The organism is Rhodococcus sp. WS3, assembly GCF_003797085.1.
GTDB classification, from domain to species: domain Bacteria; phylum Actinomycetota; class Actinomycetes; order Mycobacteriales; family Mycobacteriaceae; genus Rhodococcus_F; species Rhodococcus_F globerula.
The window spans coordinates 1,000,561-1,026,709 of the sequence record NZ_RKMA01000002.1 but is presented as its reverse complement, the minus strand read 5'-3'; the positions used below and the strand labels follow the sequence as shown (position 1 = coordinate 1,026,709).

At 61.6% G+C, this 26,149-nt stretch carries 25 protein-coding genes and 1 pseudogene; 17 read left to right on the top strand and 9 right to left on the bottom strand.

Annotated elements, in window-relative coordinates:
• The first annotated feature begins 29 nt into the window (after nt 1–29).
• From EEB13_RS18820 to EEB13_RS18805, 3 genes are all read left to right on the top strand, one after another.
• Complete coding sequence (locus EEB13_RS18820; RefSeq protein WP_141486027.1) at nt 30–1,589, top strand: aldehyde dehydrogenase family protein; 1,560 nt, start codon at nt 30–32, stop codon at nt 1,587–1,589.
• Between the two features lie 77 nt (nt 1,590–1,666).
• On the top strand, nt 1,667–2,086 hold the full coding sequence (locus tag EEB13_RS18815) for a nuclear transport factor 2 family protein (RefSeq protein WP_141486026.1): 420 nt from the start codon (nt 1,667–1,669) through the stop codon (nt 2,084–2,086).
• Nucleotides 2,087–2,351: 265 nt separating this feature from the next.
• Nucleotides 2,352–3,470, top strand: coding sequence for a CaiB/BaiF CoA transferase family protein (locus EEB13_RS18805; protein ID WP_141486024.1), 1,119 nt, complete (start codon nt 2,352–2,354; stop codon nt 3,468–3,470).
• Here EEB13_RS18805 and EEB13_RS18800 read toward each other — a convergent pair.
• Nucleotides 3,463–3,939, bottom strand: a complete 477-nt coding sequence (locus EEB13_RS18800; RefSeq protein ID WP_141486023.1) for a MaoC/PaaZ C-terminal domain-containing protein — start codon at nt 3,937–3,939, stop codon at nt 3,463–3,465. The genes EEB13_RS18805 and EEB13_RS18800 overlap by 8 nt on opposite strands.
• Nucleotides 3,936–4,904: a zinc-binding alcohol dehydrogenase family protein gene (locus EEB13_RS18795; RefSeq protein ID WP_141486022.1), complete on the bottom strand. Its 969-nt coding sequence runs from the start codon at nt 4,902–4,904 to the stop codon at nt 3,936–3,938. The genes EEB13_RS18800 and EEB13_RS18795 overlap by 4 nt, the downstream gene beginning before the upstream one ends.
• Before the next feature lie 160 nt (nt 4,905–5,064).
• Here EEB13_RS18795 and EEB13_RS18790 point away from each other — a divergent pair, with 160 nt between their 5' ends.
• The 7 genes and pseudogenes from EEB13_RS18790 to EEB13_RS18760 all read left to right on the top strand — a co-directional run bounded on the left by EEB13_RS18790 (nt 5,065) and on the right by EEB13_RS18760 (nt 12,823).
• Nucleotides 5,065–6,249: an acyl-CoA dehydrogenase family protein gene (locus EEB13_RS18790; RefSeq protein WP_261984589.1), complete on the top strand. Its 1,185-nt coding sequence runs from the start codon at nt 5,065–5,067 to the stop codon at nt 6,247–6,249.
• Nucleotides 6,250–7,006: 757 nt separating this feature from the next.
• A complete protein-coding gene (locus tag EEB13_RS18785; protein ID WP_141486020.1) occupies nt 7,007–7,492 on the top strand; it encodes a PaaI family thioesterase in 486 nt (161 codons plus the stop codon).
• Nucleotides 7,493–8,107: 615 nt separating this feature from the next.
• Complete coding sequence (locus tag EEB13_RS18780) at nt 8,108–9,310, top strand: phosphotransferase (protein WP_141486019.1); 1,203 nt, start codon at nt 8,108–8,110, stop codon at nt 9,308–9,310.
• Nucleotides 9,311–9,444: 134 nt separating this feature from the next.
• Nucleotides 9,445–9,576: pseudogene (locus EEB13_RS18775) on the top strand (methyltransferase); the annotation flags it as partial.
• A 22-nt stretch (nt 9,577–9,598) separates the two neighbouring features.
• Complete coding sequence (locus tag EEB13_RS18770) at nt 9,599–10,258, top strand: rhomboid-like protein (protein WP_141486202.1); 660 nt, start codon at nt 9,599–9,601, stop codon at nt 10,256–10,258.
• A 58-nt stretch (nt 10,259–10,316) separates the two neighbouring features.
• The gene (locus EEB13_RS18765) at nt 10,317–12,047 is read left to right on the top strand and encodes an acyl-CoA dehydrogenase family protein (RefSeq protein WP_141486018.1); all 1,731 of its coding nucleotides are present in this window, start codon (nt 10,317–10,319) and stop codon (nt 12,045–12,047) included.
• Complete coding sequence (locus EEB13_RS18760; protein ID WP_141486017.1) at nt 12,044–12,823, top strand: nuclear transport factor 2 family protein; 780 nt, start codon at nt 12,044–12,046, stop codon at nt 12,821–12,823. The genes EEB13_RS18765 and EEB13_RS18760 overlap by 4 nt, the downstream gene beginning before the upstream one ends.
• Nucleotides 12,824–12,876: 53 nt before the next feature.
• Here EEB13_RS18760 and EEB13_RS18755 read toward each other — a convergent pair whose 3' ends face one another.
• Nucleotides 12,877–13,302 (bottom strand): pyridoxamine 5'-phosphate oxidase family protein, encoded by a 426-nt coding sequence (locus EEB13_RS18755; protein WP_095886019.1) that lies wholly within the window; start codon nt 13,300–13,302, stop codon nt 12,877–12,879.
• A gap of 50 nt (nt 13,303–13,352) precedes the next feature.
• Nucleotides 13,353–14,753 (bottom strand): PLP-dependent aminotransferase family protein, encoded by a 1,401-nt coding sequence (locus EEB13_RS18750; RefSeq protein WP_141486016.1) that lies wholly within the window; start codon nt 14,751–14,753, stop codon nt 13,353–13,355.
• Here EEB13_RS18750 and EEB13_RS18745 point away from each other — a divergent pair.
• Nucleotides 14,752–15,744 carry a DMT family transporter gene (locus EEB13_RS18745; RefSeq protein ID WP_141486015.1) on the top strand — a complete coding sequence of 331 codons (993 nt, stop codon included), beginning with the start codon at nt 14,752–14,754 and terminating at the stop codon, nt 15,742–15,744. The genes EEB13_RS18750 and EEB13_RS18745 overlap by 2 nt on opposite strands.
• Here the strand turns inward: EEB13_RS18745 and EEB13_RS18740 are convergent.
• From EEB13_RS18740 to EEB13_RS18730, 3 genes are all read right to left on the bottom strand, one after another.
• Nucleotides 15,706–16,536: an SDR family NAD(P)-dependent oxidoreductase gene (locus EEB13_RS18740; protein WP_045067289.1), complete on the bottom strand. Its 831-nt coding sequence runs from the start codon at nt 16,534–16,536 to the stop codon at nt 15,706–15,708. The two genes, EEB13_RS18745 and EEB13_RS18740, sit on opposite strands and share 39 nt — an antisense overlap.
• Nucleotides 16,533–17,030: a nuclear transport factor 2 family protein gene (locus EEB13_RS18735; protein WP_141486014.1), complete on the bottom strand. Its 498-nt coding sequence runs from the start codon at nt 17,028–17,030 to the stop codon at nt 16,533–16,535. Before EEB13_RS18735 ends, EEB13_RS18740 begins: the two co-directional genes overlap by 4 nt.
• A 92-nt stretch (nt 17,031–17,122) precedes the next feature.
• Nucleotides 17,123–17,758 (bottom strand): TetR/AcrR family transcriptional regulator, encoded by a 636-nt coding sequence (locus EEB13_RS18730; protein ID WP_261984588.1) that lies wholly within the window; start codon nt 17,756–17,758, stop codon nt 17,123–17,125.
• 70 nt (nt 17,759–17,828) lie between these two features.
• Between EEB13_RS18730 and EEB13_RS18725 the strand changes: the two genes are divergently transcribed.
• Complete coding sequence (locus tag EEB13_RS18725) at nt 17,829–19,241, top strand: DHA2 family efflux MFS transporter permease subunit (RefSeq protein ID WP_141486013.1); 1,413 nt, start codon at nt 17,829–17,831, stop codon at nt 19,239–19,241.
• Nucleotides 19,242–19,293: 52 nt separating this feature from the next.
• On the opposite strand, the gene EEB13_RS18720 is transcribed toward EEB13_RS18725, so the two are convergent.
• On the bottom strand, nt 19,294–19,740 hold the full coding sequence (locus tag EEB13_RS18720) for a ferritin-like domain-containing protein (protein WP_092808590.1): 447 nt from the start codon (nt 19,738–19,740) through the stop codon (nt 19,294–19,296).
• Nucleotides 19,737–20,237, bottom strand: coding sequence for a hypothetical protein (locus tag EEB13_RS18715; protein WP_410055773.1), 501 nt, complete (start codon nt 20,235–20,237; stop codon nt 19,737–19,739). Before EEB13_RS18715 ends, EEB13_RS18720 begins: the two co-directional genes overlap by 4 nt.
• A 271-nt stretch (nt 20,238–20,508) precedes the next feature.
• On the opposite strand from EEB13_RS18715, the gene rimP reads away from it, so the two are divergent.
• The 5 genes from rimP to EEB13_RS18690 all read left to right on the top strand — a co-directional run bounded on the left by rimP (nt 20,509) and on the right by EEB13_RS18690 (nt 26,075).
• Nucleotides 20,509–21,114 carry a ribosome maturation factor RimP gene (gene rimP / locus EEB13_RS18710; RefSeq protein ID WP_033234911.1) on the top strand — a complete coding sequence of 202 codons (606 nt, stop codon included), beginning with the start codon at nt 20,509–20,511 and terminating at the stop codon, nt 21,112–21,114.
• A complete protein-coding gene (gene nusA / locus EEB13_RS18705) occupies nt 21,111–22,142 on the top strand; it encodes a transcription termination factor NusA (RefSeq protein WP_033234910.1) in 1,032 nt (343 codons plus the stop codon). The genes rimP and nusA overlap by 4 nt, the downstream gene beginning before the upstream one ends.
• A 44-nt stretch (nt 22,143–22,186) precedes the next feature.
• Nucleotides 22,187–22,537, top strand: a complete 351-nt coding sequence (locus EEB13_RS18700) for a YlxR family protein (protein WP_045067292.1) — start codon at nt 22,187–22,189, stop codon at nt 22,535–22,537.
• A gap of 108 nt (nt 22,538–22,645) precedes the next feature.
• Entirely contained in the window at nt 22,646–25,645 is a 3,000-nt protein-coding gene (gene infB, locus EEB13_RS18695; RefSeq protein ID WP_084702751.1) for a translation initiation factor IF-2, read from the top strand.
• Nucleotides 25,646–25,784: 139 nt separating this feature from the next.
• Complete coding sequence (locus tag EEB13_RS18690) at nt 25,785–26,075, top strand: DUF503 domain-containing protein (protein WP_033234909.1); 291 nt, start codon at nt 25,785–25,787, stop codon at nt 26,073–26,075.
• The last annotated feature ends 74 nt before the right edge of the window (nt 26,076–26,149 follow it).

Genomic DNA, 26,149 nt, shown 5'->3' with positions numbered 1-26,149 from the left:
ATTACGCCGTGTCTTGGAGGCTTCCAATTATGAGCACCAATCTTGCATCGTCCGCTAACGCGGTAGACAGCAACGCATTGCCCAGTATTGCCGTGCTGTGCCCAGCGGACCGTCGAGTGGTCGGTTACGTCGAGGACCAGACGGTCACTGAGGTGAATGCCTTGGCCGAGGCTTTGCGATCGGCCCAACCGGCGTGGGAGGCGGCAGGGGCTGCCGGTCGCGCGAAATGGCTTGGCCGATGGCGCGATTGGATTCTCGACAACAAGCAACGGTTACTCGAGCTTGTGCAGGCGGAAGCGGGAAAGTCGTGGGGCGACGCTTCGATAGAGGTTCTGGCGAGTGTCGAGTCGTTGAACTATTACATCGAGAACGCGACTCGGTTCCTCTGCGACGACAACCCCAAACCGGCCGGGTTCGCGAATAAGATGAAACGACTGACCGTTCGTCATTGTCCGCACCCTCTGGTCGGACTTATCACGCCGTGGAACTATCCCCTTGCTATGCCGATGCTCGATGTTCCGGCAGCGTTGATAGCCGGATGCGCTGTTCTGTCCAAGCCCTCCGAATTCACCCCGCTCACCTGGGTCGAAGTAGTTCGTGGTTGGCAGGAGATCGGGGCCCCTGCGGTACTGGGGGTGGCAACTGGCCTCGGCGCTACCGGTTCTGCGGTGGTCGATGTTGTAGACATGGTTCAATTTACCGGGTCAACGAAGACGGGCAGGCAGATCGGTGCGCGCGCGGGAGAGCGACTGATCCCGGCGAGTCTCGAACTCGGTGGAAAAGACGCGATGATCGTTCTCGCCGACGCGGACCTCGAGCGTGCAGCCAACGGCGCCGTGTGGGGTGGCTTTTTCAATGCTGGACAGTCTTGTACGGCAGTGGAGCGGGTGTATGTCGAGGCCAGCGTGTATGACGATTTCATCGAGCGCGTGGCTCGGAAGGTTGCGGCCTTGCGTGAAGGTATGGACGCACCTGGGGCATATCAGACGGATATCGGAGCACTCGCGAACGAAGCCCAGTTGGCGATCGTTGAGAAACAGGTCGACGAAGCGGTAAAGGCCGGTGCCCGCCTCGTCACTGGCGGTAAGCGAAGGGGTCACGGATTCGTCTACGAGGCAACACTTCTCGTCGATGTAGACAACACTATGCTTTGTATGCGTGAGGAAACATTCGGACCTACCTTGCCGATCATGAGAGTGCGCGACGCAGAAGAAGCGATCGAGCTTGCAAACGACTCGGATTATGGTCTCTCGGCCAGTGTTTGGACGACGGACAAGGTAAAAGGTAAGTCGGTTGCCGCGCGACTGCACGTCGGAGCCGTGAATATCAACAGCGTCATGATGAACGTTTTCCAGTTTCCCATTCCGCAGGCGGGATGGAAGGACTCGGGAGTAGGTGCACGTGCAGGCGGAGCGCACGGGGTGCTCAAGTACACCAAACCACAGTCGTTGGTGACCGACGTCGTTGAGGCGAAGACCGAAATCTTCTGGTACCCGCACACGCGCAGGCTCGGCAAGATCCAAGAGTTCGCGGTCGGTCTGCTCGGAGCTCGCGATTGGCGCCGCAGGCTCGGGCGCCGACCGGTCTGAGTACCCCAATTACACGACCAACCGGTGGAATCGCAACTGTATGGCCGTTCATTCAACGCGGCAAGTGAGGGATTGACATGGCCATACCCGAATACTCCGTCGACCAACTCGATCTGATCTCAGTGGTCGGCGAATTCTACAAAGGCTTGAGCGAAGGAGACACGGAGGCATTGGCGCGCCTGGTCGAGCAGCGTTTTGCTACCGATGCAGTGCTGTCTCGGCCCGAGTCGCTACCAGGCGGGGGAGATATCACGGGCACCCGGAGCATTACCAAGTTCACCAGAGCGGCAGCGGGCTCGGTGCCGATCTCTGTGGAAACCCTTATGTCGTCGGAAACCGATGACGGAGCCCACATCTTCGTGGAGGTGTCGATCCTGATCGGTCGCACACCAACGCGCGCCCTCGAATGGTGGACCTTCGACGGGTCACAGGTTTCGCGACTACAAGCCTTCTACTGGGACACGGCTGCGCTCGTGTCAAACGCACGCCCGAATTGAGAAGGCGCCCAAGCAAAGTGCCGGACATTCCGGCACCCCTATAGGAGCAACGAGAATTGTCAAGGAACTCACGGTTCATCGCAGGCAGAGTCGCCTTCGTCACCGGCGCCGCCCAAGGGGCGGGGTTCGCACCAGCAAAAGCTCTGGCACGCAACGGAGTCGAGGTCGACCGTCGAAATTCCTTCCGCCACACGAGGCGTGACGAACCGCCCAAGCGCAGCCAACCGCAAGACCCGTACAGCGAAGTACTGAAGGAGAGAAGTCTGTGGCACCCCTTGATGGAATCAATATTGTAGAGTTCGGTGGCATCGGGCCGGGCCCCTTTGCGGGAATGCTCCTGGCCGACTTAGGAGCCAACGTCATAAGGCTTCACCGGCACGGGGAGAAGAGCCCCGTTGACCTCGGTGGATCTGGTGCAGATCACCGCAGCAGGCCCGGTATCCCAGTTGACCTGAAGAACCCCCGAGATGTCGAACTTGCCGTCCGTCTAGTCGACTCGGCTGACGCGTTGATCGAAGGATTCCGGCCCGGCGTAATGGAGCGGCTCGGGCTGGGCCCGGATCGACTGCTCGCCAGGAATCCGAAGCTCGTGTACGGACGAATTACGGGCTATGGACAGGACGGCCCGCTGGCGAAGACGCCAGGCCACGACATCAACTACATTGCGATGTCCGGCGTTCTCAGCGCGCTTGCACGCGTGGGCGAGCGCCCACTAGCGCCGATCAACCTCCTCGGTGACTACGGCGGCGGTGGAATGCTGCTGGCGTTTGGCGTCCTGGGTGCGCTCCTTCAAGCGCAGCGAACGGGCGAAGGCGAGGTAGTCGACGCGGCGATGGTGGACGGAGTCGCTCAACTCGCCACGATTGTTTTCAGCTTCTCGCAAGCCGGTGCATGGGGGGCCCCGGGGACCAACGTCATCGATAGTGGTGCCCACTTCTACGACGTGTACGAAACATCCGACGGTCTCCACTTCGCAGTCGGTGCGATCGAACCGCAGTTCTATTCCGAATTCATTCGGCTTCTCGACCTCACTCCAGAGGCGGCGCCGCAATGGGACCGATCGCGGTGGGCTGAGCTCAAAGAGCGGATCGCCGGCATCTTCAAGACGAAGACCCGCGCCGAATGGAGCAGAATCTTCGAGGGAACGGACGCATGTGCGACCCCGGTACTAGGTCTCGAGGAAGCTGCACACCACCCCCACAACCTGGCTCGTCAGAGCTTTGTCCAGCGTGCGGAGGGCCTACTGCCGGCCACTGCTCCACGGTTCAGTTCGACAAAGTCCGCTGTCCGGGAGACTCCCTCTTTGGAGCAGGCTCTCGAGTTGTGGGGTTTCGACGACCTCGTTGTCTCATCGATACAGGCGTCATCGGGGATTTCTAGCTGACAATATCGCCCGGTGGCTGTTCCGGCCGCCGGGCAACCAGCAGTTCTCCAGTCATTCGAAGAACGACGTCACCGGCCTGATCTTCGAGTTGGCCTGTTGTGACGACCACTGCACGACCGTCGGCGCGGAGCGTCACTGCATCGATCGATCTTGTGCCGACCAGCAGTGTGTCGGGCCGGACCGGTTTGAGAAGTTCGGCGCCGGTCACCCTTCGTCCGGCGATGACCGCGACCCGAGTGAGGAAGGCAGTCGCGGTCAGCCGCTGAAGTATTGACATCGTGTGCATTCCCGAGGCAATGAGTCCCCCGAAAGGCCCTGTCGCTGCGAAGGTTTCGTCGCAATGAATGTCGAGAGGATCCCACTGGCCGGCGAAGGCGAGTATTTGTTCACGCGAGACAACCCACGAGCCCAATTCCATTCGCGATCCGACAGTCAGGTCTTCTGCATACAGCGGGGTTGGTGTGATCACGGCTTCAGGACTACCTTTCCGCGTAGACCACCTTGGTTCATCAGCGTCATCGCCTCCTTCGCAGCAGCCAATGGCAGGACCTCTTGAATTGTGGGGCGAATGCCGCTGGCAGTGATGAAATGGACCAGCCGGTCCAGGTCCTCGCGCGTTCCCATTGTGGAACCGATGATGCGCAAGTTGTTGACAAAAACCCGAGAGAGGTCGGTCTCGGCGCGGTAGCCGCCGGTTCCACCCGCAACCACCAATGTGCCGCCCTTGCGCAGGCTTTTGAGCGAATGCTGCCAGGTGGGCGCTCCAACGGTTTCCATCACTGCATCAACACGCTCCGGCAATCGTGCTCCGGACTCGAATGTTGCTTCCGCACCATGCACTTTCGCGTGTGCACGCTTCGCTTCATCTCGACCCGTAACCCACATTCGGAAGCCTGCGGCGGATCCCAACGAGGTCAATGCCGTCGTTACACCCCCTGCGGCGCCTTGCACGAGGACGCGATCACCAGGCCTCAGGTCAGCGGAAACGAAAAGCATCCTGTACGCGGTGAGCCACGCGGTGGGCAAACATGCCGCTTCCTCAAACGTCAGCGAGCTTGGCTTGAGAACGAGATTCGCGCGTGGAACGAGCACCTGTTCGGCGAAGGTGCCGTCGTAACCTTCGGACAATCCGGTCAATCCTGGGTCGAGAAGAGGCGGCCCGACCCACCCGGTCGAGTTGACAAGGTTGTGCACCAGCACTTCCCGGCCATCCGTGTCCACGCCGGCGGCATCCATGCCGAGGATTCGGGGAAGGCTCTCTTCCGGTATGACGCCACCCCGAGCGGTGAAGACATCGTGGTGGTTGATGCTCGTGGCGCGTACTTCTATCACGGTCCAGTCGTCGGAGTCGATGACTGGATCCGGCCGCTCTCCTACCTGCAGTGCGGCGATTGGGTTGTCTGGGTTGAACTGCTCGACGTATGCAGCCAGCATGACGGACCTCCGTTGATGGTGTGAACGAATAGTAACAAGCAACCTAGGTGGCATCTGATTATCAAACTGCCAGTTGAAGGTACGATTCTCCGGTATCTCTTCCCAGTAGTGTTAACGCTTGTTATCGTATCAGTTGAAATCACAAATGGAAGGAACCACTGTGGCCCAAATCGGTACCCAGGTCGAACCGTCACTTTCGCTGCTACCAACCGAAGAGGAACGGGCACTGCGGGAATCCGTCTTCCGCATTGCTTCGGAGTACGGACCGAAGTACTTCAAAGCCGTCAGCGACGAAGGTCGGGCGCCCGAGGAGCTCTGGCGAGCGCTCGGCGACAACGGCTTCCTCGGCGTACACCTTCCTGAGGCGTACGGCGGCGGAGGCAGGGGTCTGCAGGAACTCGTGGCCGTACTCGAGGAAACAGCGGCTGCCGGCTGCCCGCTCCTCAAACTGCTTGTGTCGCCGGGAATTATCGGAACAATTCTCGCGCGGCATGGTACGCACGAACAGAAGGAACGGTGGCTTCGAGGAATCTCTTCGGGCGATCTGAAGTTCTCCTTCGGCCTCACCGAGCCGAATGCCGGATCCAACTCGCACAACATTTCGACGGTAGCCAAGCGTGAGGGCGACAAATACGTCGTCAACGGGCAGAAGTACTACATCTCCGGGGTTGACGACTGCAACGAGTTGCTACTCGTAACCCGCACCGGGCGCGATGAGAAGGGGCGCGGCAAGCTGTCTCTACTGATGGTTGACCCGAAGACCCCGGGCCTGACGATGCAGCCGATCGAAACGGCGCTCGTGGAGCCCGAGAAGCAGTTCACGCTCTACTTTGACAACGTCGAGGTCGACGCCGACCGCCTGATCGGAGAAGAAGGAAACGGGCTACGGGCGGCTTTCGACGGCCTCAATCCGGAGCGGATCCTTTCTGCTGCTGTCTCGACAGGGATTGCGCGTTACGCGCTCGGAAAAGCGGCCGAGTATGCGCGCACTCGCAAGGTATGGAACACGCCGATCGGTGCGCATCAGGCGATCGCGCACCCATTGGCAGAAGGAAAAATCAAACTCGAGCAAGCACGCCTGCTCAACCAGAAGGCTGCCGCGATGTACGACGCGGGCCTGGAGGCCGGCGAGACTTCCAATATGGCCAAGCTTGCGTCAGCTGAGGCTGGCGTGTTCTGTCTCGATCGTGCCATTCAGACGCACGGCGGAAACGGTTACTCGCTCGAGTACGATCTGGCTCAGTTCTGGTTCCTGACGAGGCTGCAGCTGACTGCACCCGTTTCGCGAGAGATGGTGCTCAACTTCGTCTCTGAACACACGTTGAAACTTCCACGGTCTTACTGAGTTCCGTGGCACAGGCGCCGGCTCGCCCGCCAGCGGCGGGCGAGCCGGATTCCAAGCGCGAACATCAGTCCTCGAGGTGACCTTGTTCGCGCGCGATGCGCACCGACGTGCGTTGGAGCCCGCTTTCGCGGCAAAGGATGTGTGCATCGCCAGCGCAGGACGAACCTTCTCGACGCAATTTGGGACAATGGTTGTGTGTCACAACGTGTTTCAGAAGCGTTGTTGTGTCGAATCGGGGTCCTGGCTGGCACAGTCGCGAGCTGCCGTGGTCGAACTCCTGATCGGAGTGCGGCCACGGCAAGCCGCGTTTACGTCGAGATTCGAGTGTTCCGCATCAAGCCGTGGATAACGATCGTTCTCATTTTTCTCAGCCTAGCTCGGATTCGACGCGTCGCATTCGGGTTCGCCGTAGGAGTGCCTGCTCGAACGGTCGGCCGGATCGCAGGCGCCGGCAAGATTGGCCATTTTCGCTGTTTATCAGCAGTTCAACGCTTGCGTGACCAGGCTGTTGCACCCAGCATCACACAATGAACGTTCTGGGAGAATCAGCCCGCGCGAGTGTCTCATATTTCCGATCTTGCGCTCGCTGATAACGTACGTTAGCATTATGTCTTAGATCACATGCCGGCAAGAAGTGGCGAGTCTCCTGGCGTTGACGATGCACCGTCCGCGGATGATTCTCCGCTGAATGCGGCGCCCAGGAAGGACGAGGCCAAACATTCATGAGCGCTCAGAAGACCCTTGTCGGTACTGAAGCATGAGTACTGATGGACGCACCGTCGTCGATTCCAAAGGTGGAGAGTTGCCTTTGGAAAGTGATGCACCGTACGGATGTGAAGATAACGAAGCGTGGCGAGCATGGGCGAACAGCCTGACCGCATCCAAAGAGCTGGGAATGGTATGCCGCCATATCGATTCGGGCACTGCACGTTTCGCCCTGCCCGACTCGAAGATGGCAGTGAACCCCAATGGGGCGTCTCACGGCGGTTTGGTGGCTGCGGCGATAGATCAAGCTATGGGAATCGTGTCTGTCACCGTGATGCCGGACCTAATGGTATGTGTAACAAGCACATTGAATCTTCAGTACCGTTTGCCGTCTTACTTCCCGCTGAGCATCGAGGCACGAGTCGCGCGTAGTGGAAGAGCGCTGATCTTCGTCGACGTAGAAGTAAGGGACTGCGAGCAGAACATCTGTGTTCGTGGACAGGGCACGATGGTTCCAAGAAGGGTTGTAACGACGTGAGTACGACATCGAAATCGAGACTACAAACAACACCGACAATCATTCTCGTTGTATTCCGAATTATTGTCGGTGCCGTGGCGGTCGTGGCCCCCGGCCAACTCGAAGAAGCTGCTGTGGGAGCGAGATCGAAAGCAGCCGGTTCCGAGTTCTTCGGCCGAATGTTCGGAATTCGTGATCTGGCATATGGGATCGGGGTGGCAACTTCAACTCCGCAAGAACGGAAGCGGTGGTTGGTACTCGGAGTGATCACTGACGTCGGAGACCTACTGGCAGGAATGCATATTGCAAGACAGCGAAAGGTGCAAACCGTGTTCTCGCTAGTTGCCGGACCTATGGTAGCTGGAGTTCTCGGAGTTCTGTCTGTCTGCGCAAATGATCGTACAGATTAGCGCGCCCCGCAACTGATGAGCGTGTCGCGCTGACAGGTGTAAACGACACTCCGCCACCGATCGCGAAGTCAGCAAGCAATCGGCCTATCGGTTGCGGCGTCTTTGCACATTGCCCGATCCAGACTGCGGGTCGGGGATGTCAGGAAACGCCGCAACCTCCCGTGTCCTCCGAGAAGCGATGCCTCTGTCGCTTTCATAGAACGAGATATTTCGAGAATCTGGAGAAATGAGCATGTCAACTACCGCACCTACTTCGAAGGTGGAACTAGCAAAACGCGCAGCTCAAGTAGCTGGTCACGTCGCGTGGGAGAAGGCCAGCCGCTTCAAAGCGATATCCCGATCCGATATTCCGGCCAGCTCGCAATCAGTTACGAAGGAGTGGCTCACCGCAGTTTTATGTGACGCTCATCCCGGTGCTCAGATCGTTAATTTCTCGATCGTGAACGCAAGTGCCGGAACCTCCACCCGGTGGGGAATCGACGTGACTTACAACTCGAAAGGACAGGCCGCCGGCCTGCCACGTCGCGTGTTCGTCAAGACGACCACCAGCTTTCCGCAACGGCTGATCCTTGGGGCAGCGAACGTCATCGGCGGCGAAATCGGTTTCTACTCGAGTATCCGTCCGAACCTGGAAATCGAGACCCCACAGGGATACTTCGCGGGTATCGACGAGCAGAGCTGGCGCTCGGTAGTAGTACTCGAAGACATTGCAGTAACCAGGGGAGCACAGTTTTCTTCACCGACCACCAAGGTAACACTCGAGAATATGAAGGACCTGGTCGGCGACATGGCCTCGTTCCACGGCAGATACTGGAACGATCCGTCGCTCGAACAACATCCGGATTGGCTTAAGTCCCCGCTGGCGCACCTCGAGCAAATCTCGCGTTTCATCGGCATGCGACGCAGGAGCGAAATCGGCTTCCAGCGTGCGGCAGCCGTCCAACCGGCCGCGCTGAACGGACGGTACGACGACCTCTGGACCGGGCTCGAACGATCATTGGATCTTGCGAGCCGTGGACCTCAAACCTTCTTGCATGGAGATACACACGTCGGCAACACATACACCACGTCGTCGGGGCGTATGGGATTTACCGATTGGCAAGTGATCGTGCGTGGCCTATGGGCCTACGATCTCGCTTACATCGTGACGACCGCACTCACAGTCGACGACCGCCGCACTCACGAACATGAGCTGGTTCGGTACTACCTCGAGCGACTTGCCGAGACCGGCGTCGCCGCTCCCAGCTTTGACGAGGCGTGGCTGGCATACCGTCAACAGACATTTTATCCCTGCTTTGCGTGGCTACTCACGATCGGACGAAGTGCGATTCAGCCGAAAATGCAGACTGACGCGACCAGTTTGGCGTTGCTGGAACGCACCTTCACTGCCATCGTAGATCTCGAATCTTTCGCCGCGATCGGGCTCTGACAAGAGCGTTCGGGCGACAGGTCGGCGCTGAGGAAGTCCCGGAGTTTGCAGTGGATCTCGCGGACGCTCGGCTGGGTATCCCAGTCGAGCGTCCTACGTAGTGGACCGTTGATTCCTGAGCGTGATTCCTGGGCGACAAGCGAGTCAAGGCCAGTCGTGCCGTCCTCGAGATGATCGCGGCCGAACCGCGACTCGACGGCACCGCGATCCGGACCGTCGGATCGAAGGGGTGGGACGGGTTCGCCGTTGCAGTAGTCAACGAGTGAGCGCACACTCGAAGCGGTGAGGATGCTGGGGGCAGCAAAGGCGGTATGGCAGTGGGTGCGGAGCGCACCCGGGACGTATATCTGGTTGTTGGCCCTGCTCTTCACCACACTGTTCCTGCGGAATCTTCCCGACAATGTCGAGGAACACTTTCTCGGTAAACGCTCCACTAATCTGCATCACCTCTCCGAAGACCCGATCCGCGTCCTGTTCTCGAGTGCCTTCTGGCTCGAAGGTGGTGGCTGGCTGGGGTATTTGGTTCTGTTCACTGTTTTTCATGCCACGGCAGAGCGCTGGCTCGGGACGTGGCGGTGGTTGTGCGTTGTCGTGATCGCGCACGTCGGCGCCACCTACATCAGTGAAGGTGTTCTCTACGAAGGCATTCGGCACGGATATGTCGCAGAGTCGGCGGTCAACACTCTCGACGTCGGGGTCAGCTACGGATTGGCCGGTGTCGTCGGTGTTCTCGTGTACCGGATTTCGAAGCCCTGGCGTTACGTCTACCTCGGTGCAGCAGTGATTTTCTATGCGGTGCCGTTGATCTTTGCTACGACATTTACTGCGGTCGGGCACATGTCGGCGTTACTTCTCGGAGTGGCGTGTTATCCGCTGACGCGGGCTCGGACGGGGGTGTGGAATCCGGCGGATCTATTGCCGTCGCGGAGGACCGCGCCGGCTTCGTGAACTCTTCCCAACCTAAGTTACTCACTGGTAGGTTTACGGCATCGACGAAAGGTATGACGTGTCTGACACCGACGGATTGCTGTTCAACCCCCACACCGAAGATTTTGCCCGTTTTGATCCCGAGACTCGCAGGCTGCTGCTGGCAACAGTCGAATGGTTCGAAAGCCGTGGCAAGAATCAGCTCCTGCATGACGATCTCGAAGCTGTTTGGGTGTCGGACTTCCTCGACTTCGTCAAGAAGGAGAAGTTGTTCGCGACATTCCAGACTCCGGCGGCCTACGCCGACGGCGACGAGAACCGTCGCTGGGACGGTGCCCGCAATGCGGCACTGAGTGAGGTCTTCGGCTTTTACGGACTCGCCTACTGGTACGCGTGGCAGGTCACGATCCTCGGACTCGGACCGATCTGGATGAGTGACAACGACGCCGCAAAGAAGCGTGCAGCGCAGGAACTCACCGACGGCGGAGTCATGGCGTTCGGACTCTCCGAGCGCGACCATGGCGCCGACGTCTACTCCACCGACATGCTTCTCACTCCGGCCGACGGCGACGTTGCCTTCCGGGCCAGCGGTGAGAAGTACTACATCGGCAACGGCAACGTCGCCGGAATGGTGTCGGTATTCGGCCGTCGCACCGATGTCGACGGACCCGAGGGGTACGTGTTCTTCGTTGCGGACAGCGCGCACCCGAACTACGACCTCGTCGACAACGTCCTCCGTGGTCAGATGTACGTCAGCAACTTCCGCTTGGAGGACTACCCGGTCCGCGAGGAAGACATCCTGCACACCGGTGTCGCGGCGTTCGAGGCAGCGCTCAACACCGTGAACGTCGGAAAGTTCAACCTCTGCACCGGTTCGATCGGAATCAGCGAGCACGCGTTCTTCGAGGCAATCACCCACGCGCAGAACCGAATTCTGTACGGAAATCCCGTCACCGACTTCGCTCACGTCCGAGCGGCGTTTGTCGACGCGTACTCCCGGCTGGTTGCGATGAAGCAGTTCAGCGCGCGGGCTGTCGACTACTTCCGCAGTGCGAGTCTCGATGACCGTCGCTACCTTCTGTTCAACCCGATGACCAAGGCCAAGGTCACCTCAGAAGGTGAGCGCGTTGTCGGACTTCTGCACGACGTGATTGCTGCCAAGGGCTACGAGAAGTCCACGTACTTCCGCGAAGCCGCGCAGGTGATCGGCACACTGCCCAAGCTCGAAGGCACCGTTCACGTCAATGTCGGCTTGATCCTCAAGTTCTTGCCGAACTACCTCTTCAATCCGGCAGAGTTCCCGGAGATTGTCACGCGCGACGACGCTGCGGACGACGAGTTCTTCTGGAATCAGGGACCGACTCGCGGCGCCGCGAAAATTCAGTTCCACGAGTGGAAGCCGGTGTACGAGAAGCACTCCGGTATCCCGAATGTCGCTCGTTTCTACGAGCAGGCGATCGCGTTGACCGAACTGCTGACGTCGGCGGCCCCGGACGCGGCGCAGCAAAAGGATCTCGATTTCATGCTCAACGTCGGGCACCTGTTCTCGCTCGTCGTGTACGGGCATCTGATCCTCGAGCAGGCCGAAATCGCCGGACTCGACGCCGATGTCGTGGATCAGATCTTCGACTTCCAGATTCGCGATTTCTCCGGCTATGCGATTGCGCTGCACGGGAAACCGTCGTCGACACCGGAACAGCAAGCTTGGGCGCTCGCAGCTGTGCGCAAACCCGTCGTAGACAGTGAGCGCTTCGACCGCGTGTGGCAGCAGGTCAAGGCATACGACGGCGCGTACGAGATGCGCGCATGAGCGCGGTGGCAACCCGCGATCAGTTGATGGCGGTAGTCGAGGGATCTCCCAAAGCTGTCGGCGCACACGATCGTTCGGCGTGGGTCTCGCTGTTCAGCTCGGATGGTCAGGTCAACGATCCGGTTGGTTCGCGCCCGCACAACGGGCGGGCGTCGATCGAGAAGTTCTACGACACATTCATCGCCCCGAATACCATCACGTTCCATGTCGAGCGCGACATAGTGTGTGGCCGAACAGTGTGGCGCGACCTCAGCCTCGCCACCGAAATGTCGACGGGCGTTGTACTGAACGTGCCGATGCATCTGCGCTACGACCTGGTCGGCGAGCCGGATTCGTTGCAGATCGGAACCCTCTACGCCCATTGGGAATTGGCGACCATGTTGAGTCAGCTTGCCACCGCGGGCGCAGCAGGCGTCAAGGCTGCGGCCAAGCTCACGCCGCAGTTGCTGTCCAACCAGGGGATCGGGGGAGCGATTGGCTTCTCCAGCGGCATCCTCGGGGTCGGGTCCAAGGGCAAGCGGGCGGCAACACGATTCCTCGACGCCGCAAAGGTCGGCCGGATTCCGCCCATTCCGGTCGAGCTTCCGGCGGGCACGAACCTGTCTACCGCAGACGCCAACGATCTTCTGACTGGCGTGAGCCGGGGCAAGGTCCTCGCTGCCGGCCGCACGGTCACGGCAAGCGTTGTCGTCTGCGGTGAACCGGCCATCGCGCTCTTCGGATTCGAGCCCTCGGGGCATCGGATCAACCGGGTGCGGTTCTTCACCGAGAGCTGACGTCATTGGCTCGGCGCACCGATACCGGCGCGCCGAGCCTGCGTCGTCTGTGTTTAGAGAGCGCCGAGATCGGCGGACAGCCAGGTGTGCGGATTCATGTGGATCGCGACTTGCTCACCCAGTTGAGAGCGGGCAAAGTCGAGATATCCGTCAACCTTGTCCGGGGTCAAATATCGCCGCGATACTTCGACCAGCATCTCATCGGTTCCTGGCACGATTTTGTCGACGGAACCTTCGACGCTCACATAGCGGATGGTCGGCTCGAGTCGTTGAGCCATGAGGGAGAAGTGCCCAGCAGACTCTATGAGCTGGGCCTTTTTCGATCCTTTTCCCGTGAGAATCCAGGGGCTGCCACCTGGTGAGTAGAGATACCAGATGGGGACTGTCAACGGACCGCGCTCGGAATTGTTCGCCACCGACAGCGCTGCTACGTGCGGCTCGGCCAGAAACTGTTCACGCTCATTCTCGGAGAGTGCCATCACCTGAGACTACAGCGGTGTTCGACAGGCTGGCCAGCGTTGTGGCGCCCTCATTTCGGGACGAGTTGAGCGGCCAGGATCCGGGCGGCTTCCTCGAAACGATCTGGATGTGAACCGCCGAAGTTCAGACGAATGTATGCGGCGGTTGGTTCCGCCGGAAACCACTCGGCCCCAGGGGAAATCGAGAGGCCGTGCGTGAGGCACCTGGTTGCAAACGTTTCGGAATCGAAACCCTCAGGCAGGCGAAGCCATAAGTTGAGACCACCGGCGGGTTTGTGGGTGAGCGTGAGTTCCGGTGCATGAGTATCCAATTCGCGGATCAGATGGTCACGCCGTTCGCGCAGTAGCTCGCGAACGTTTCGCCGATGAGTAAGCCACGAAGGTTGGGTGAGGACGTCGACCGCCGCAGCTTGGAGAATCCCGGAAACGTACAGGTCATCGATGGTGCGATCGGTTTCGATTCGTCGTCGCGCCGGACCGCGTGCAACAACGGCCGCGACCCGTAGTGCCGGAGACGTGCTCTTGGTGAGCGACCGGACGTAGATCACGTGGCCGTCGGGGTCGTTCGCAGCCAGGGGAGTGACTTCCTTGTCGATTCCGAAATCGTGCGCCCAGTCGTCTTCGATCATGAATACACCGTGATCGCGCACGACCTTCATGATCGATTGCCTCCCTGTGTCCGACCAGAGTGCTCCGGTTGGGTTTGCAAAATGTGGTTGCGCATAGAACAAGCGCGCCCCGGAGAGTTCGAACGCGGTGGCAAGATCATCCGGATCCGGCGCGTGCGTCCCGCGGGCGACGGGCACAACGGTCAACCCGGCCTGTTTGGCTGCTGCGATGGCACCCCAGTACGTGGGCGACTCCATCACGATGGCATCGCCGGGACCTGCAAGCGCCCGGAACGTCGAAGACAGTGCGCTCTGCCCTCCGGGGGTGATCAGGACGTCGGAATCGCGCACCGTGGTAGCGCCGCCCGTGGTGAGCTCGTGGGCGAACCACTCGCGGAGTTCTCCAAGCCCTGCGGTGTGCGGTCGACGTGCCGCATGTGAGCTCCGCGCAGCCCTCGACAGTGCTCCGCGGATCTGACGAAGGGGAAGCAACTCGTCCGTTGGGTAGCCGCTGTGCAGCGAGATCGTGTCTGCCGTAACCGTGAGCATGCTTGATCCGATGGGATTGGCGTCGACCCGGCTCGGCCCGAGACTGGTTGTCTGCCAAGAGTAGTCGGATATCTGAGGCGCTCGCGTGCGGGCGACGAAATTTCCCGAACCTGGGCGGGTTTCAACCAGGCCTTCACCCACGAGTTGGCGGATTGCGTGCTGCACAGTGACAGGCCCCACGCCGTGCGTTGCGGCCAGCGCCCGAGTGGAGGGGAGTTGCATTCCGGCGGTCGACGACGTGATCAGCGTGCGTAAGCCGTCGACTACCCGTCGGCTACTGCTATCGTGGGACATGAATGACAATAGTAGCGCTATCGTGAACGAATCGGCACCGCTATCGGGTCTGTGGTGGGGGCTCCTGGGAGTTCTGGCGTTTTCGTTCACGGTTCCGCTGACCAGAATCGCAGTCGCTGACCTTGATCCGTTGTTCATCGGCGCCGGCCGGGCTGTAGTGGCGGGAGGGTTGGCGACGATTGCGCTGCTGGCTTCGCGCGCCGCCATTCCCAGCCTTCGGCAATGGGCACGGATTGCCCTTGTCACCATCGGAGTTGTTCTCGGGTTCCCTCTACTCACCACGTTTGCAGTGCAAACATCACCGGCCAGTCATGCCGCCGTCGTGATCGGGCTATTGCCTGCCGCGACGGCCGTACTGGCTGTAGTTCGGGGGAAAGAACGGCCGAGTCAGGCATTTTGGTGGGCGAGTGCGGCCGGCGCGATATCGGTGGCAGTGTTCGTCGCATGTGCAGGCGGCGGACTCGGTTCGTTCCACCTCGCGGATCTTCTGCTCGTCGGGGCAGTGATCTGTGCTGCTCTCGGGTACTCCGAAGGAGCGTTGCTGGCCCGCGAAATCGGATCATGGCAGACAATCGCCTGGGCGTTGATTCTCGCACTGCCCGTTACGGCCACCATGACCGTTGTGTCGGTGGTGAATACGCCCGTCCACGCCGACGCCAATTCATGGCTTGCGTTTGCCTACCTCGGTGCCATCAGCATGTTTCTCGGTTTCTTCCCCTGGTACCGAGGCCTGGCGATGGGGCCGATCTCCACAGTCAGTCAGACGCAGCTGGTTCAACCGGTTCTCAGCATCGCGTGGTCGGCCTTGATCCTGGGCGAGGAATTGTCGCTGTCCATCGTCGCTGGCGGCATCGTGGTCATCGGCTGTGCGTGGCTTGCGCTCAAGGCGCGCGTAGCGGCGCCGGGCACCGCGGGGGTGCGCGGCGCCGCTACGGCGTCCGGTGTGCGTGGCTCAGAAGAGCGGGCCGCCACCGAATGCAGCACGATGTGACGCCGGCTGCTTGCCGTTGGCGTCGGTGATTCCGTAGTCGAGTGCAGTTTCCGCGGTGATCAGCGTGTGCCCGCTGCGGGAGTTGACGTCGGGATCGTTGGCCAGTGCCGTGATGACCTGCCCGACGAACTCCGGGGTTTCCGCTTCGGCGAGGGAGAAGCCCTCGAAGCTCTCCATTCCGCTGGCTTCCATTCGCTCGTTGCGAATCAAACCGAGCCAGAAGGACAGTGCGGTGACTCCGGTACCTTTCAACTCGACGGCCATGTCCGCGGCCATCTTGTCGAGGCCGGTCTTCGACATTCCGTACAGCACCGAGTGCAGGTATCCGCGGCTGCCGAACGACGAGATATGGCCGATGACACCGCTTCCGCGCGGGACCATCAACTTGGCGGCTTCCACGGACGCGACGTAATGCGCGCGCAAACCGATCCCGATCAGGGAGTCCCAGTCGGCGACGGGGCGCTTCCAGAACGGATCCGTGAAACCTGCGTAGCCGGCAGGGTTGGCCCACACGTTGTTGACGAGGAGATCGAGACGCCCGGACTGCTCGTCGGCAATGCGGGCAAAGAGATCAACGATTTGCTGATCATCGCTGTGATCACACTGCACGGCGATTCCCCGGCCACCACGCTCGGTGATCTCCGCAGCTGCAGCGTCGAGTGGGCTGTTGGTGCCGACTTCACCGCGCGCGGTCACATACACGGTCCAGCCGTCGCTGCCCAGCGCCAACGCGATTCCTTTGCCGACACTGCGACTCGCGCCGGTTACCAGTGCAACTTTTGATCCAGTCATTCTTGGCTCCCCACTGATCCCTCGGCGAGGACGGTCTCGGCTGACAGGGGAGTGGTCATCGACCACGTCTCCGTGAAGTGGCAGCGCCTCATCTTCCACGCTCCGTCCTCGATCACATACGCGTCGTCGTATTCGCCCGTCATCAATTTCTGAGTCCGAGCGACGGTGTCGATCTGGCGGAACTGCAGCGTCCATCGACCGAGTGCGGAAGTCTCCGAAGTTATTTCGATATCGGGGTGAAGTCCGTGGTGCATGTCGAGGACCGCGTAGTGGCCGTCGACTTTGCGCAGGGCGACTGCGGTGAAGATGTCGGCCATCGGGCCCGCGTCGTCGAACGCCCCCAGCTGGCCGTAGTCGATGGACGCGCCGCTCTTGATGAAACTGTTGCGGAACGCGACCGGGTCCTTGGCATCACAGGCGCGCCAGTAGTTGTACTTGAGCTTTTTGATCTCTTCGATCTGCTCGAGGGCGTCGATGCGTTGTGCAAGATCCAACGTCGGTCCTTTTCGTCCGGTTTTACGTGATGTGTCGAACCCGACTCTATGGTGCGTTCGATCACACATGTGACGTAAATCCCAGTGGCCGGTCAGGTGTCCGAGTCGGATGCAGGCGCGGTGCCGGTGGCGGAGAGTGTTGTTGCGGCCGATTCGCCGAAGACGCTGACGCACAGTTCGCCCAGGGCGGGATCCTCGTCGATGTGTTCCGGCGCTTTCATCGCGAGCAGATTGTTGATGAGCATGCCGTTGGCGATGAACATTCGGGCCTGCTCTGTGGTGCAACCGGTTCGATCGCGCACCAGGCTGTAGATCTTCGACATCGCGAACCGTGACACGGTGGCGATGTCGTCTGTGCCGGTGGCGAACCCGTGCAGCATGACGAGCAGTAGGTCGCGGTCCAGGATCAGCTCGCCGTAGGCGGAACCGAGCTCGGCCCAGAACTCCGGATCGTCGGGCTCGATATCAAGTGTGTCCAGCTTTTCGGTGAAGGTTCGGACGATCTCGTCGAGTGCTCGCGCGAACACTGCCCGGAACAGTTCTGCTTTCGTTCCGAACATGCGCACGATGTACGGCTGCGAGACACCGGCTTCCTTCGCGACCGCATCGGTGCTGGTGCCGGAATATCCGCCGCGGGCGAAGGCCCTGGTGGCTGCTGCAAGGACAAGTGCCCGGCGCTGGGGCGCGCTCATCCTTCGCTTGGGTGGGGCGGAATCTTCGCTCGGCATATTGACAGGTTATCAGTTGATAACTTAGCGTCGAATAAGTAATCAACTGATACCTAAGCGAAGGCGTGCAATGACTGTTTTGGCGAATGCCGGTGCCGCACCCGGTTCGGAAGGGACCCGCAGGCGATCAGTACCGGTTGCGATTGCGATCGTCGCGGCGTCCCTGCCGATGTTCATGGCAACCCTCGACAATCTGGTGATGACCAGCGCATTGCCGGTGATCGAGAAAGATCTGAATGCGTCCGTGAGCCAGTTGCAGTGGTTCATGAATGCGTACACGCTTGCGTTTGCGACGTTGATGTTGTCGGCGACGACGCTCGGCGATCGCTGGGGTAGGCGACGCATGTTCGTCGGCGGGATCGGACTGTTCACCGCGGCGTCAATTGCCTCCGCGCTCTCGACATCGGCAGGACTGTTGATCGCGGCACGCGCCGTTCAAGGCGTCGGCGCTGCTGCCATCATGCCGCTCTCGCTGACACTGCTCGTGGCTGCGGTTCCGGAAGCCAAGCGCGCCATGGCAATCGGCATCTGGGGTGGAGTATCGGGGCTCGGTATCGCGATGGGTCCGGTGGTGGGCGGCGCTGTGGTCGACGGTTTTTCGTGGCAAGGGATCTTTTGGATCAACGTGCCGGTAGCAATCGTCGCAGTTCCGCTCGCAATGTATGCACTGCGCGAATCGACCGGGCGGAAGCAGCCTTTGGACGTCGCCGGGGTCGCGCTGGCCGGACTTGGTGTGTTCCTCGCTGTCTGGGGCATCGTTCACGGCAACGACGACGGTTGGGGTTCCTTCGGTGTTGTCGCATCGCTGGTGGGTGCAGTAGTTGCCTTGGGGCTGTTCATCGTTCGCGAAAGAACCACGTCGCATCCAGTGATGCCGTTGCGTCTGTTCCGATCCAGAAGCTTCTCGATGGCAAACGTGATCGGACTGACCTTCTCGATCGGCATCTTCGGTGCGGTGTTCCTGCTCTCGCAGTACCTCCAGGTCGCGATGGGGTTCACACCGTTCGAAGCCGGGTTGCGGACGCTTCCGTGGACGGCGGCGCCGATGGTTTTTGCGCCGCTCGCGGGCTTCCTCGCCCCGAAAGTGGGACTGCGGCCGCTGCTTCTCACCGGTCTCGGTCTGCAAGCCGGCGCGTTGTTCTGGTTGGCTGCTCGCATCGGTCCCGACGCCACGTACGCGTCACTCGTCCCCGCACTTCTCATGGCCGGAATCGGCATGGGGCTGACCTTCGCGCCCAATGCCACCGCGGTACTCGTCGACATGGACGCGCCGGATCACGGCACGGCCAGTTCGACCAACGCAACACTTCGCGAGATCGGCGTCGCATTGGGAATCGCAGTCCTGACAGCGGTGTTCCTGGCCGCAGGTGGAGCGTTGACGCCGCTGGGATACAGCGAAGCACTGACGCCCGCCCTGCGAGTCGGCGGATGTTTTGTACTGGTCGCAGTAGTGGCGGCGTGGTTTGTGCCGACTCGGAAGTGAGTTTTGCTGTGCGCCCTTATCAACCGCGGGCGGTTAATCAAGGCGCACAGCACTATTCGCCGGGAAACGCCGATGTTGCGGGAGTTGTCCCGAGTGCGAGATTCCAGCCGGCCCCGCGGATCGAGGCGTCTGTGAGCGCCTCGACTCCGAAAGTGCGGAGATCGTCGGAATCGGCCTGTTCGATCAACGCGCGGTACGTAGTTGCGGTGTCGGCTTCGATCTGTGCCGCCAACTGCGCCGCCGTGATGGCGTCGGTGACCGGGAAAGGGATGTCGTAGCCGGCGGCGGCAATCGGGGGAGTGAGGCCCGCGTCGACGGCAATGACGGACAAAGCGTCGCGGCGCGCCCGGTGGGTTGCCATGTGGGTGGCAACCTCGTTGGCCCGAGCCGGGTTGGAGAACGCTGCCACGACGCCGTAAGCGAAGATTGCGGCGTTCTCGGATTCGATGGCGTCGAGCACGGCTGAATCACTGGTTGTCGATGTGCGCAGAATGCTCATGGCAGCAGTACCGCCGCCTGGGTGGCGCACGCCGCGCTGATCGAACCGAGCAGTCCGGCGCGATAGCCGGATGTCGTCCGGGCGAGATCGGCAGCGCTGCGAGCGGACTCCGCTAACGACGCGCGCACAGCGTCGATCCCCGCGGGCGCTGCGGGCGCGGTCGACGACGCTGACGGCGTTGACGTGGTGCCGGCACCCCCGCCTGCCGCTCGCGCGATCTCGGCGTCGAGGGCATCGGCATGAGCGGTGCGCTCCGCGCTGATCGTCGTGAGCGCGGCAACACGTTCCGGTGCCAGCGCGATCGAATTGCTTGCAGCGGCGGCGTCTGCTCGTGCGCGATCGGCCTGCGAGGTCAGCTGGTCGACTTCTACGGCGGCCTGGGTGGAGCCGTTGTCAGTACACGCTGTGGCCGCGAAGGCGATGGCGCCGATCGATGCCGCACCTGCGATCTTCAGCGCACTCCGGCGGGAGTGGGAGGTGGTGGATAGGGGCGTCAGCACTCGTCCATGGTGCCAGGTACCGCGCGATTCGTTCGAATCAGGCAAACGTGTTCACGTGTGATGTGTAACGGTCGGTCTGGTCGCAGGCATCTCGAAGGGGCGGTACTCTTGGATGCTTGGCCGGACAGTGTGGCGAATGGTGTCTTTGGCATGCCCACAAACTGGGTACCTGCTACTTCGAGACCTGCATCACACAGGCCTGGGTCACACAGACTGACAACACCGAGTCGATGCGAGTCGACGACAACTGAAACGAGGAGTTCGCGAGATGCCGGTGCCATCCAAGGACAGGGTTATCGAGCTGGTCTCCGAACTCGTGCAGTCCAAGGGCTACGACGTCGAGGACGTCGTGGTCACTAATGCGGGCAAGCACAGCGCCGTTCGCATCATGGTCGACAGTGACGCCGGTATCGAACTGGATGCCGCTGCCGAGATCAGTCGGCTCGTCTCCGAGTTGTTCGACAGCCTCGAGGAAATCGGGGAAGCGCCGTACACGCTCGAGGTCACGTCGCCCGGGATCGATCGGCCGCTGACAGCAGAGCGACATTGGCGCCGCGCACGTGGGCGCAAAGCACGCATCGATCTTGCCGACGAGACCGTCGTCGGTCGAATCGGTGTCCTCGGCGAGGATTCGGTTGCAGTGGTCATGAACGGTCGCGGCGGTCTGACAGTCCGCGAGATACCGCTGGCAGACGTGCAGAAAGCTGTTGTGCAGGTCGAGTTTTCGAAGCCGAGCGACGCAGAGCTGGAACTTGCCGGAGGAATTCCGGAGGGTCGGGCAGTGCATACGGACCTCGACGAGTCCGACGCACAGGTGCTCGATTCCGAAGAAGACGTAGAAGACGTAGATAACGAAGAAGGGTTCGACAAGTGAATATCGACATTGCAGCGTTGCGAGCGATCGAGGCCGAAAAAGGCGTCCCGATCGAAACAGTGATCGCCACGATCCAGACCGCGCTGCTGACGGCGTACCGACACACCGAGGGCCACAAGCAGAACGCTCGGATCGACGTCAATCTCAAGACCGGATCGGTGCGAGTTATGGCTCACGACACCGACTCCGACGGAAATATGGTGGGCGCCGAGTGGGACGACACCCCCGAGGGCTTCGGCCGGATCGCGGCGACCACCGCGCGTCAGGTGATTCTTCAGCGTCTGCGTGATGCCGAGCACGAGCGCAGTTTCGGCGAGTACTCGACGCACGAAGGCGAAATCGTCGGTGGTGTGATCCAGCGAGACACCCGCGCGAACTCGCGTGGCATGGTTGTCGTGCGAATCGGCAGCGACGCGCATGGCACCGAAGGCCTGCTTCCGCCGGCCGAGCAGGTTCCTGGTGAAAGCTACGAGCACGGCGAGCGCATCAAGTGCTACGTCGTCGGGGTTGCCCGCGGCGCGCGCGGCCCGCAGATCACGCTGTCGCGCACCCATCCGAACCTGGTTCGGAAGCTGTTTGCACTCGAGGTTCCCGAAATTGCCGACGGCAGCGTCGAGATCATCAATGTTGCCCGCGAAGCTGGTCACCGTTCCAAGATCGCGGTTGCGTCGCGCGTTCACGGGCTCAATGCGAAGGGTGCATGCATCGGTCCCATGGGGCAGCGCGTGCGTAACGTCATGAGCGAACTTGCGGGCGAGAAGATCGACATCATCGACTACGACGAGGACCCCGCGACATTTGTGGGCAACGCACTCTCTCCGTCGAAAGTGGTCTCCGTCACTGTTGTCGACCTCGATGCCCGTGCAGCTCGGGTTATCGTGCCTGATTTCCAGCTGTCGCTAGCCATCGGCAAGGAGGGTCAAAATGCCCGCCTTGCTGCACGGTTGACCGGTTGGCGTATCGATATTCGAAGCGATGCAGCACCGGTCGACGACGCGTCGGATCGCTCCGGCGCGTCAAACGGATAACGGTGGAATGCAGTGTTCCAGACAGTTCGACGGTAGAGTAGACGATGGTTCGACGTGAGTCCTCGGATTTTGCGCGCGCGACGCCCGGTTCGCCGGTCAGAACGTGTGTGGGATGCAGGGAACAAGGGTCGGCTGCCGATCTGTTGAGGGTCGTGGTTGGTGGGCAGGGGCCGGAGGGTTCCCTGCTTGTCCCCGACGTATTGCGAAGGCTCCACGGTCGAGGTGCATGGCTGCACCTGGATCCGAGTTGCCTGAGCCTGGCAGAGCGGCGCCGAGCATTCAGCAGAGCACTGCGAGTGTCCGGAAATCTGGACACGTCCGCTGTCGACCAGCTGGTCGACGCAGTTCACACAAAAGCAGTACCTCTCGAGAAGAACAGGCACAAGCACTCATGAGCACACCGTGAAGCACCAACGATGAACGTCCATCGGCTATAACCCGAGGTCGTGTGGGACCCACATCTGTGGGATGCCTCCTGCTCGACCTCATCAGTGAGGAGAGCAGTGGCAGGCAAGGCCCGCGTACACGAGTTGGCTAAAGAGCTCGGTGTTACCAGCAAGGAACTACTCGCAACGCTCAAAGAGCAGGGCGAGTTCGTAAAGTCTGCGTCATCCACAGTGGAGGCGCCCGTCGCACGTCGTCTGCGGGAATCATTCCCGTCTGCCGGTGGTGCAGAAACCAAGCCCGCGTCCGGCGACGCAGCGGCAAAGCCCGCAGCAAAGCCAGGCGCACCGTCGCCGTCGGCAGCAAAGCCCGGCGCACCGCGTCCCGGGCAGCGTCCCGGCCCCAAGCCGGCCGCACCGGCTCCCGCAGCACCGGCAGCCCCGGCTGCTGCAGCTCCGGCCCCGGCAGCACCGTCCGCTCCCGCAGCACCGGCTCCTACGACGCCGGCAGTCCCCACGCCGACGTTCAATGCGCCCGCTGCACCCAGCAACGCTCCGAAGCCGGCTCGTCCGGCTCCGGCAGCTCCCGCGGCACCGGCAGCTCCCGCTGCAGCTGCTCCGGCAGCACCGTCGACCGGCGCAAAGCCCGGTGGACCTCGTCCGATGCCCAAGGCTCCGCGCGTCGGAAACAACCCGTACTCCTCGGCTCCGGCTGAGCGTCCGGCACCACGTCCGGCTCCGGGCCAGAGCGGTCCTCGTCCGGGCGCTCCGCGTCCCGCGGCGCAGGGTGGATCTCGTCCGGCTCCCGGCCAGGGTGGACCCCGTCCGGCTCCCGGCCAGGGCGGTCCTCGTCCGGCTCCCGGCCAGGGCGGTCCTCGTCCGGCTCCCGGCCAGGGTGGACCCCGTCCGCCCGCAGGTCAGGGTGGACCTCGTCCGAGCCCCGGCTCCATGCCTCCTCGCCCGAACCCGGGTGCAATGCCTGCTCGTTCCGCTCGTCCCGCGCCCGGTGGCGGCGCAGGTCGTCCGGGCCGTCCCGGTGGCGCTCCCGGCGGTCGTCCCGGTGGCGGCGGCGGTGGGTACCGCGGTGGCGGAGCTCCCGGCGGCGGCGCAGGTGCCGGTGCAGGTGCTCCCGGTGGCGGAGCTCCCGCAGGTGGTTTCCGCGGTCGTCCCGGCGGCGGTGGCCGTCCCGGTCAGCGCGGCGCTGCAGCAGGCGCATTCGGTCGTCCCGGCGGCGCTGTTCGTCGTGGACGTAAGTCGAAGCGGGCAAAGCGCGCCGAGTACGAGAGCATGCAGGCTCCCGCAGTCGGTGGCGTCAGGCTGCCTCGCGGCAACGGCGAGACCATCCGTCTCGCTCGCGGCGCGTCGCTGTCCGACTTCGCAGACAAGATCGATGCGAACCCCGCAGCACTTGTGCAGGCACTGTTCAATCTCGGCGAGATGGTCACGGCAACGCAGTCGGTCAACGACGAGACGCTGGAGCTTCTCGGCGGCGAAATGAACTACGTCGTTCAGGTCGTCAGCCCTGAGGACGAAGACCGTGAGCTGCTCGAACACTTCGACCTCACCTACGGCGAGGACGCCGGCGGAGAAGAGGACCTCGAGTCCCGTCCGCCTGTGGTCACCGTCATGGGCCACGTCGACCACGGTAAGACCCGTCTGCTCGATGTGATCCGTAAGGCCAACGTCCGTGAGGGCGAAGCCGGCGGCATCACGCAGCACATCGGTGCTTACCAGGTGCTCACCGAGCTCGAGGGCAACGAGCGTCTCGTTACGTTCATCGACACCCCCGGTCACGAGGCCTTCACGGCCATGCGTGCTCGTGGTGCCAAGGCCACCGACCTCGCGATCCTTGTTGTCGCAGCCGACGACGGTGTCATGCCGCAGACGGTGGAAGCGATCAACCACGCCCAGGCGGCCGACGTGCCGATCGTGGTCGCGGTCAACAAGATCGACAAGGAAGGCGCTAACCCGGACAAGATCCGTCAGCAGCTGACCGAGTACGGACTGGTCGCCGAGGAATACGGCGGAGACACCATGTTCGTCGACATCTCGGCGAAGCAGGGTCTGCACATCGATCAGCTTCTCGAAGCTGTGCTGCTGACCGCGGATGCTTCCCTGGATCTGCGCGCAAACCCGGACATGGATGCACAGGGTGTTGCGATCGAGGCTCACCTCGACCGTGGCCGTGGCCCCGTTGCCACAGTGCTCATCCAGCGCGGAACGCTGCGCGTCGGCGATTCCATCGTCGCCGGTGATGCATACGGCCGCGTCCGCCGCATGGTGGACGAGCACGGCGAGGACGTCCACGAGGCACTACCTTCGCGTCCGGTTCAGGTCATCGGCTTCACGTCCGTCCCCGGTGCAGGCGACAACCTGCTCGTGGTCGACGAGGACCGTATTGCCCGCCAGATCGCTGACCGTCGCAATGCACGTAAGCGCAATGCGTTGGCAGCGAAGAGCCGCAAGCGCATCAGCTTGGACGATCTCGATGCAGCTCTGAAGGAACATTCGCAGCTGAACTTGATCCTCAAGGGCGACAACTCGGGAACCGTCGAGGCTCTCGAAGAGGCACTGCTGGCTATCCCGATCGACGACGAGGTGCAGTTGCGCGTCATCGACCGCGGTGTCGGTGGCGTCACGGAGACCAACGTCAACCTGGCAGCGGCTTCCAACGCGATCATCATCGGCTTCAACGTCCGTGCCGAAGGCAAGGCGACCGAGCTGGCGAACCGCGAGGGTGTCGACATCCGGTACTACTCGGTGATCTACCAGGCCATCGACGAGGTCGAGAAGGCTCTCAAGGGTCTGCTCAAGCCGGTGTACGAAGAGGTCGAGCTGGGCAAGGCGGAGATCCGCGCGATGTTCCGTTCGTCCAAGATCGGCAACATTGCCGGTTGCTTGGTCACGTCGGGCAGCATCCGTCGCAACGCCAAGGCACGTCTCATCCGCGACAGCAAGGTTGTCGCCGAGACGGTCACCATCTCCTCGCTCAAGCGGGAGAAGGAAGACGCCACCGAGGTTCGCGAAGGCTACGAATGTGGTCTGACCGTCACCTACTCCGATATCAAGATCGGTGACGTTCTGGAGTGCTACGAGCTTCGTGAGAAGCCGCGCGACTAGTAGTCGCCGCGGGCGCTGGGGGCGCTCGTGAGTATTGACTGACATGGACTCTCCTGGACATTGACCACAATGTCCGGGAGAGTCCATTCGGCTATGCCGACGAGGAAGCGGTCTGGGACGAGAAACGGTCTGGGGGAATATGTTCGTAGGTGCATTGGAGTTCGACATTCTTTTCGGAGATGTCCACTCCCTCAAGGAAAAGCGTTCGCTGGTGTCGCCGATTCTGACCGAACTGCGACGTTTCGGGATCAGTGCGGCGGAAGCCGGGGAACAGGGGCGTCTTCGCCGCGCCTTGGTCGGTGTTGCTGCGGTCAGTTCGTCGATGGATCATCTGCACGACGTACTCGATCGTTGTGAGCGAGCGGTTGCGGCGCGACCGGAAATGCAGTTACTTGCCGTACGTCGGCGCGTCTTCGGTCCCGAGGACTGATTTGGTCGGTGGGCGGCGATGCACAAGACTGGTGTCGGTAATAATTCTTGTAAATCGAACATTGTGAACGATCG

Excerpts from the sequence above, each read along its gene's own strand:
- EEB13_RS18815 (WP_141486026.1), top strand. The coding sequence starts at position 1,667 with ATGGCCATACCCGAATACTCCGTCGACCAACTCGATCTGATCTCAGTG.
- EEB13_RS18770 (WP_141486202.1), top strand. The coding sequence starts at position 9,599 with ATGCTGGGGGCAGCAAAGGCGGTATGGCAGTGGGTGCGGAGCGCACCC.
- rimP (WP_033234911.1), top strand. The coding sequence starts at position 20,509 with ATGCCGGTGCCATCCAAGGACAGGGTTATCGAGCTGGTCTCCGAACTC.
- EEB13_RS18745 (WP_141486015.1), top strand. The coding sequence starts at position 14,752 with ATGAATGACAATAGTAGCGCTATCGTGAACGAATCGGCACCGCTATCG.
- EEB13_RS18700 (WP_045067292.1), top strand. The coding sequence starts at position 22,187 with ATGGTTCGACGTGAGTCCTCGGATTTTGCGCGCGCGACGCCCGGTTCG.
- EEB13_RS18725 (WP_141486013.1), top strand. The coding sequence starts at position 17,829 with ATGACTGTTTTGGCGAATGCCGGTGCCGCACCCGGTTCGGAAGGGACC.
- EEB13_RS18690 (WP_033234909.1), top strand. The coding sequence starts at position 25,785 with ATGTTCGTAGGTGCATTGGAGTTCGACATTCTTTTCGGAGATGTCCAC.
- EEB13_RS18785 (WP_141486020.1), top strand. The coding sequence starts at position 7,007 with ATGAGTACTGATGGACGCACCGTCGTCGATTCCAAAGGTGGAGAGTTG.
- EEB13_RS18780 (WP_141486019.1), top strand. The coding sequence starts at position 8,108 with ATGAGCATGTCAACTACCGCACCTACTTCGAAGGTGGAACTAGCAAAA.
- EEB13_RS18720 (WP_092808590.1), bottom strand. The coding sequence starts at position 19,740 with ATGAGCATTCTGCGCACATCGACAACCAGTGATTCAGCCGTGCTCGAC.
- EEB13_RS18740 (WP_045067289.1), bottom strand. The coding sequence starts at position 16,536 with ATGACTGGATCAAAAGTTGCACTGGTAACCGGCGCGAGTCGCAGTGTC.
- EEB13_RS18750 (WP_141486016.1), bottom strand. The coding sequence starts at position 14,753 with ATGTCCCACGATAGCAGTAGCCGACGGGTAGTCGACGGCTTACGCACG.
- EEB13_RS18760 (WP_141486017.1), top strand. The coding sequence starts at position 12,044 with ATGAGCGCGGTGGCAACCCGCGATCAGTTGATGGCGGTAGTCGAGGGA.
- EEB13_RS18730 (WP_261984588.1), bottom strand. The coding sequence starts at position 17,758 with ATGCCGAGCGAAGATTCCGCCCCACCCAAGCGAAGGATGAGCGCGCCC.
- EEB13_RS18755 (WP_095886019.1), bottom strand. The coding sequence starts at position 13,302 with ATGGCACTCTCCGAGAATGAGCGTGAACAGTTTCTGGCCGAGCCGCAC.
- EEB13_RS18795 (WP_141486022.1), bottom strand. The coding sequence starts at position 4,904 with ATGCTGGCTGCATACGTCGAGCAGTTCAACCCAGACAACCCAATCGCC.
- EEB13_RS18820 (WP_141486027.1), top strand. The coding sequence starts at position 30 with ATGAGCACCAATCTTGCATCGTCCGCTAACGCGGTAGACAGCAACGCA.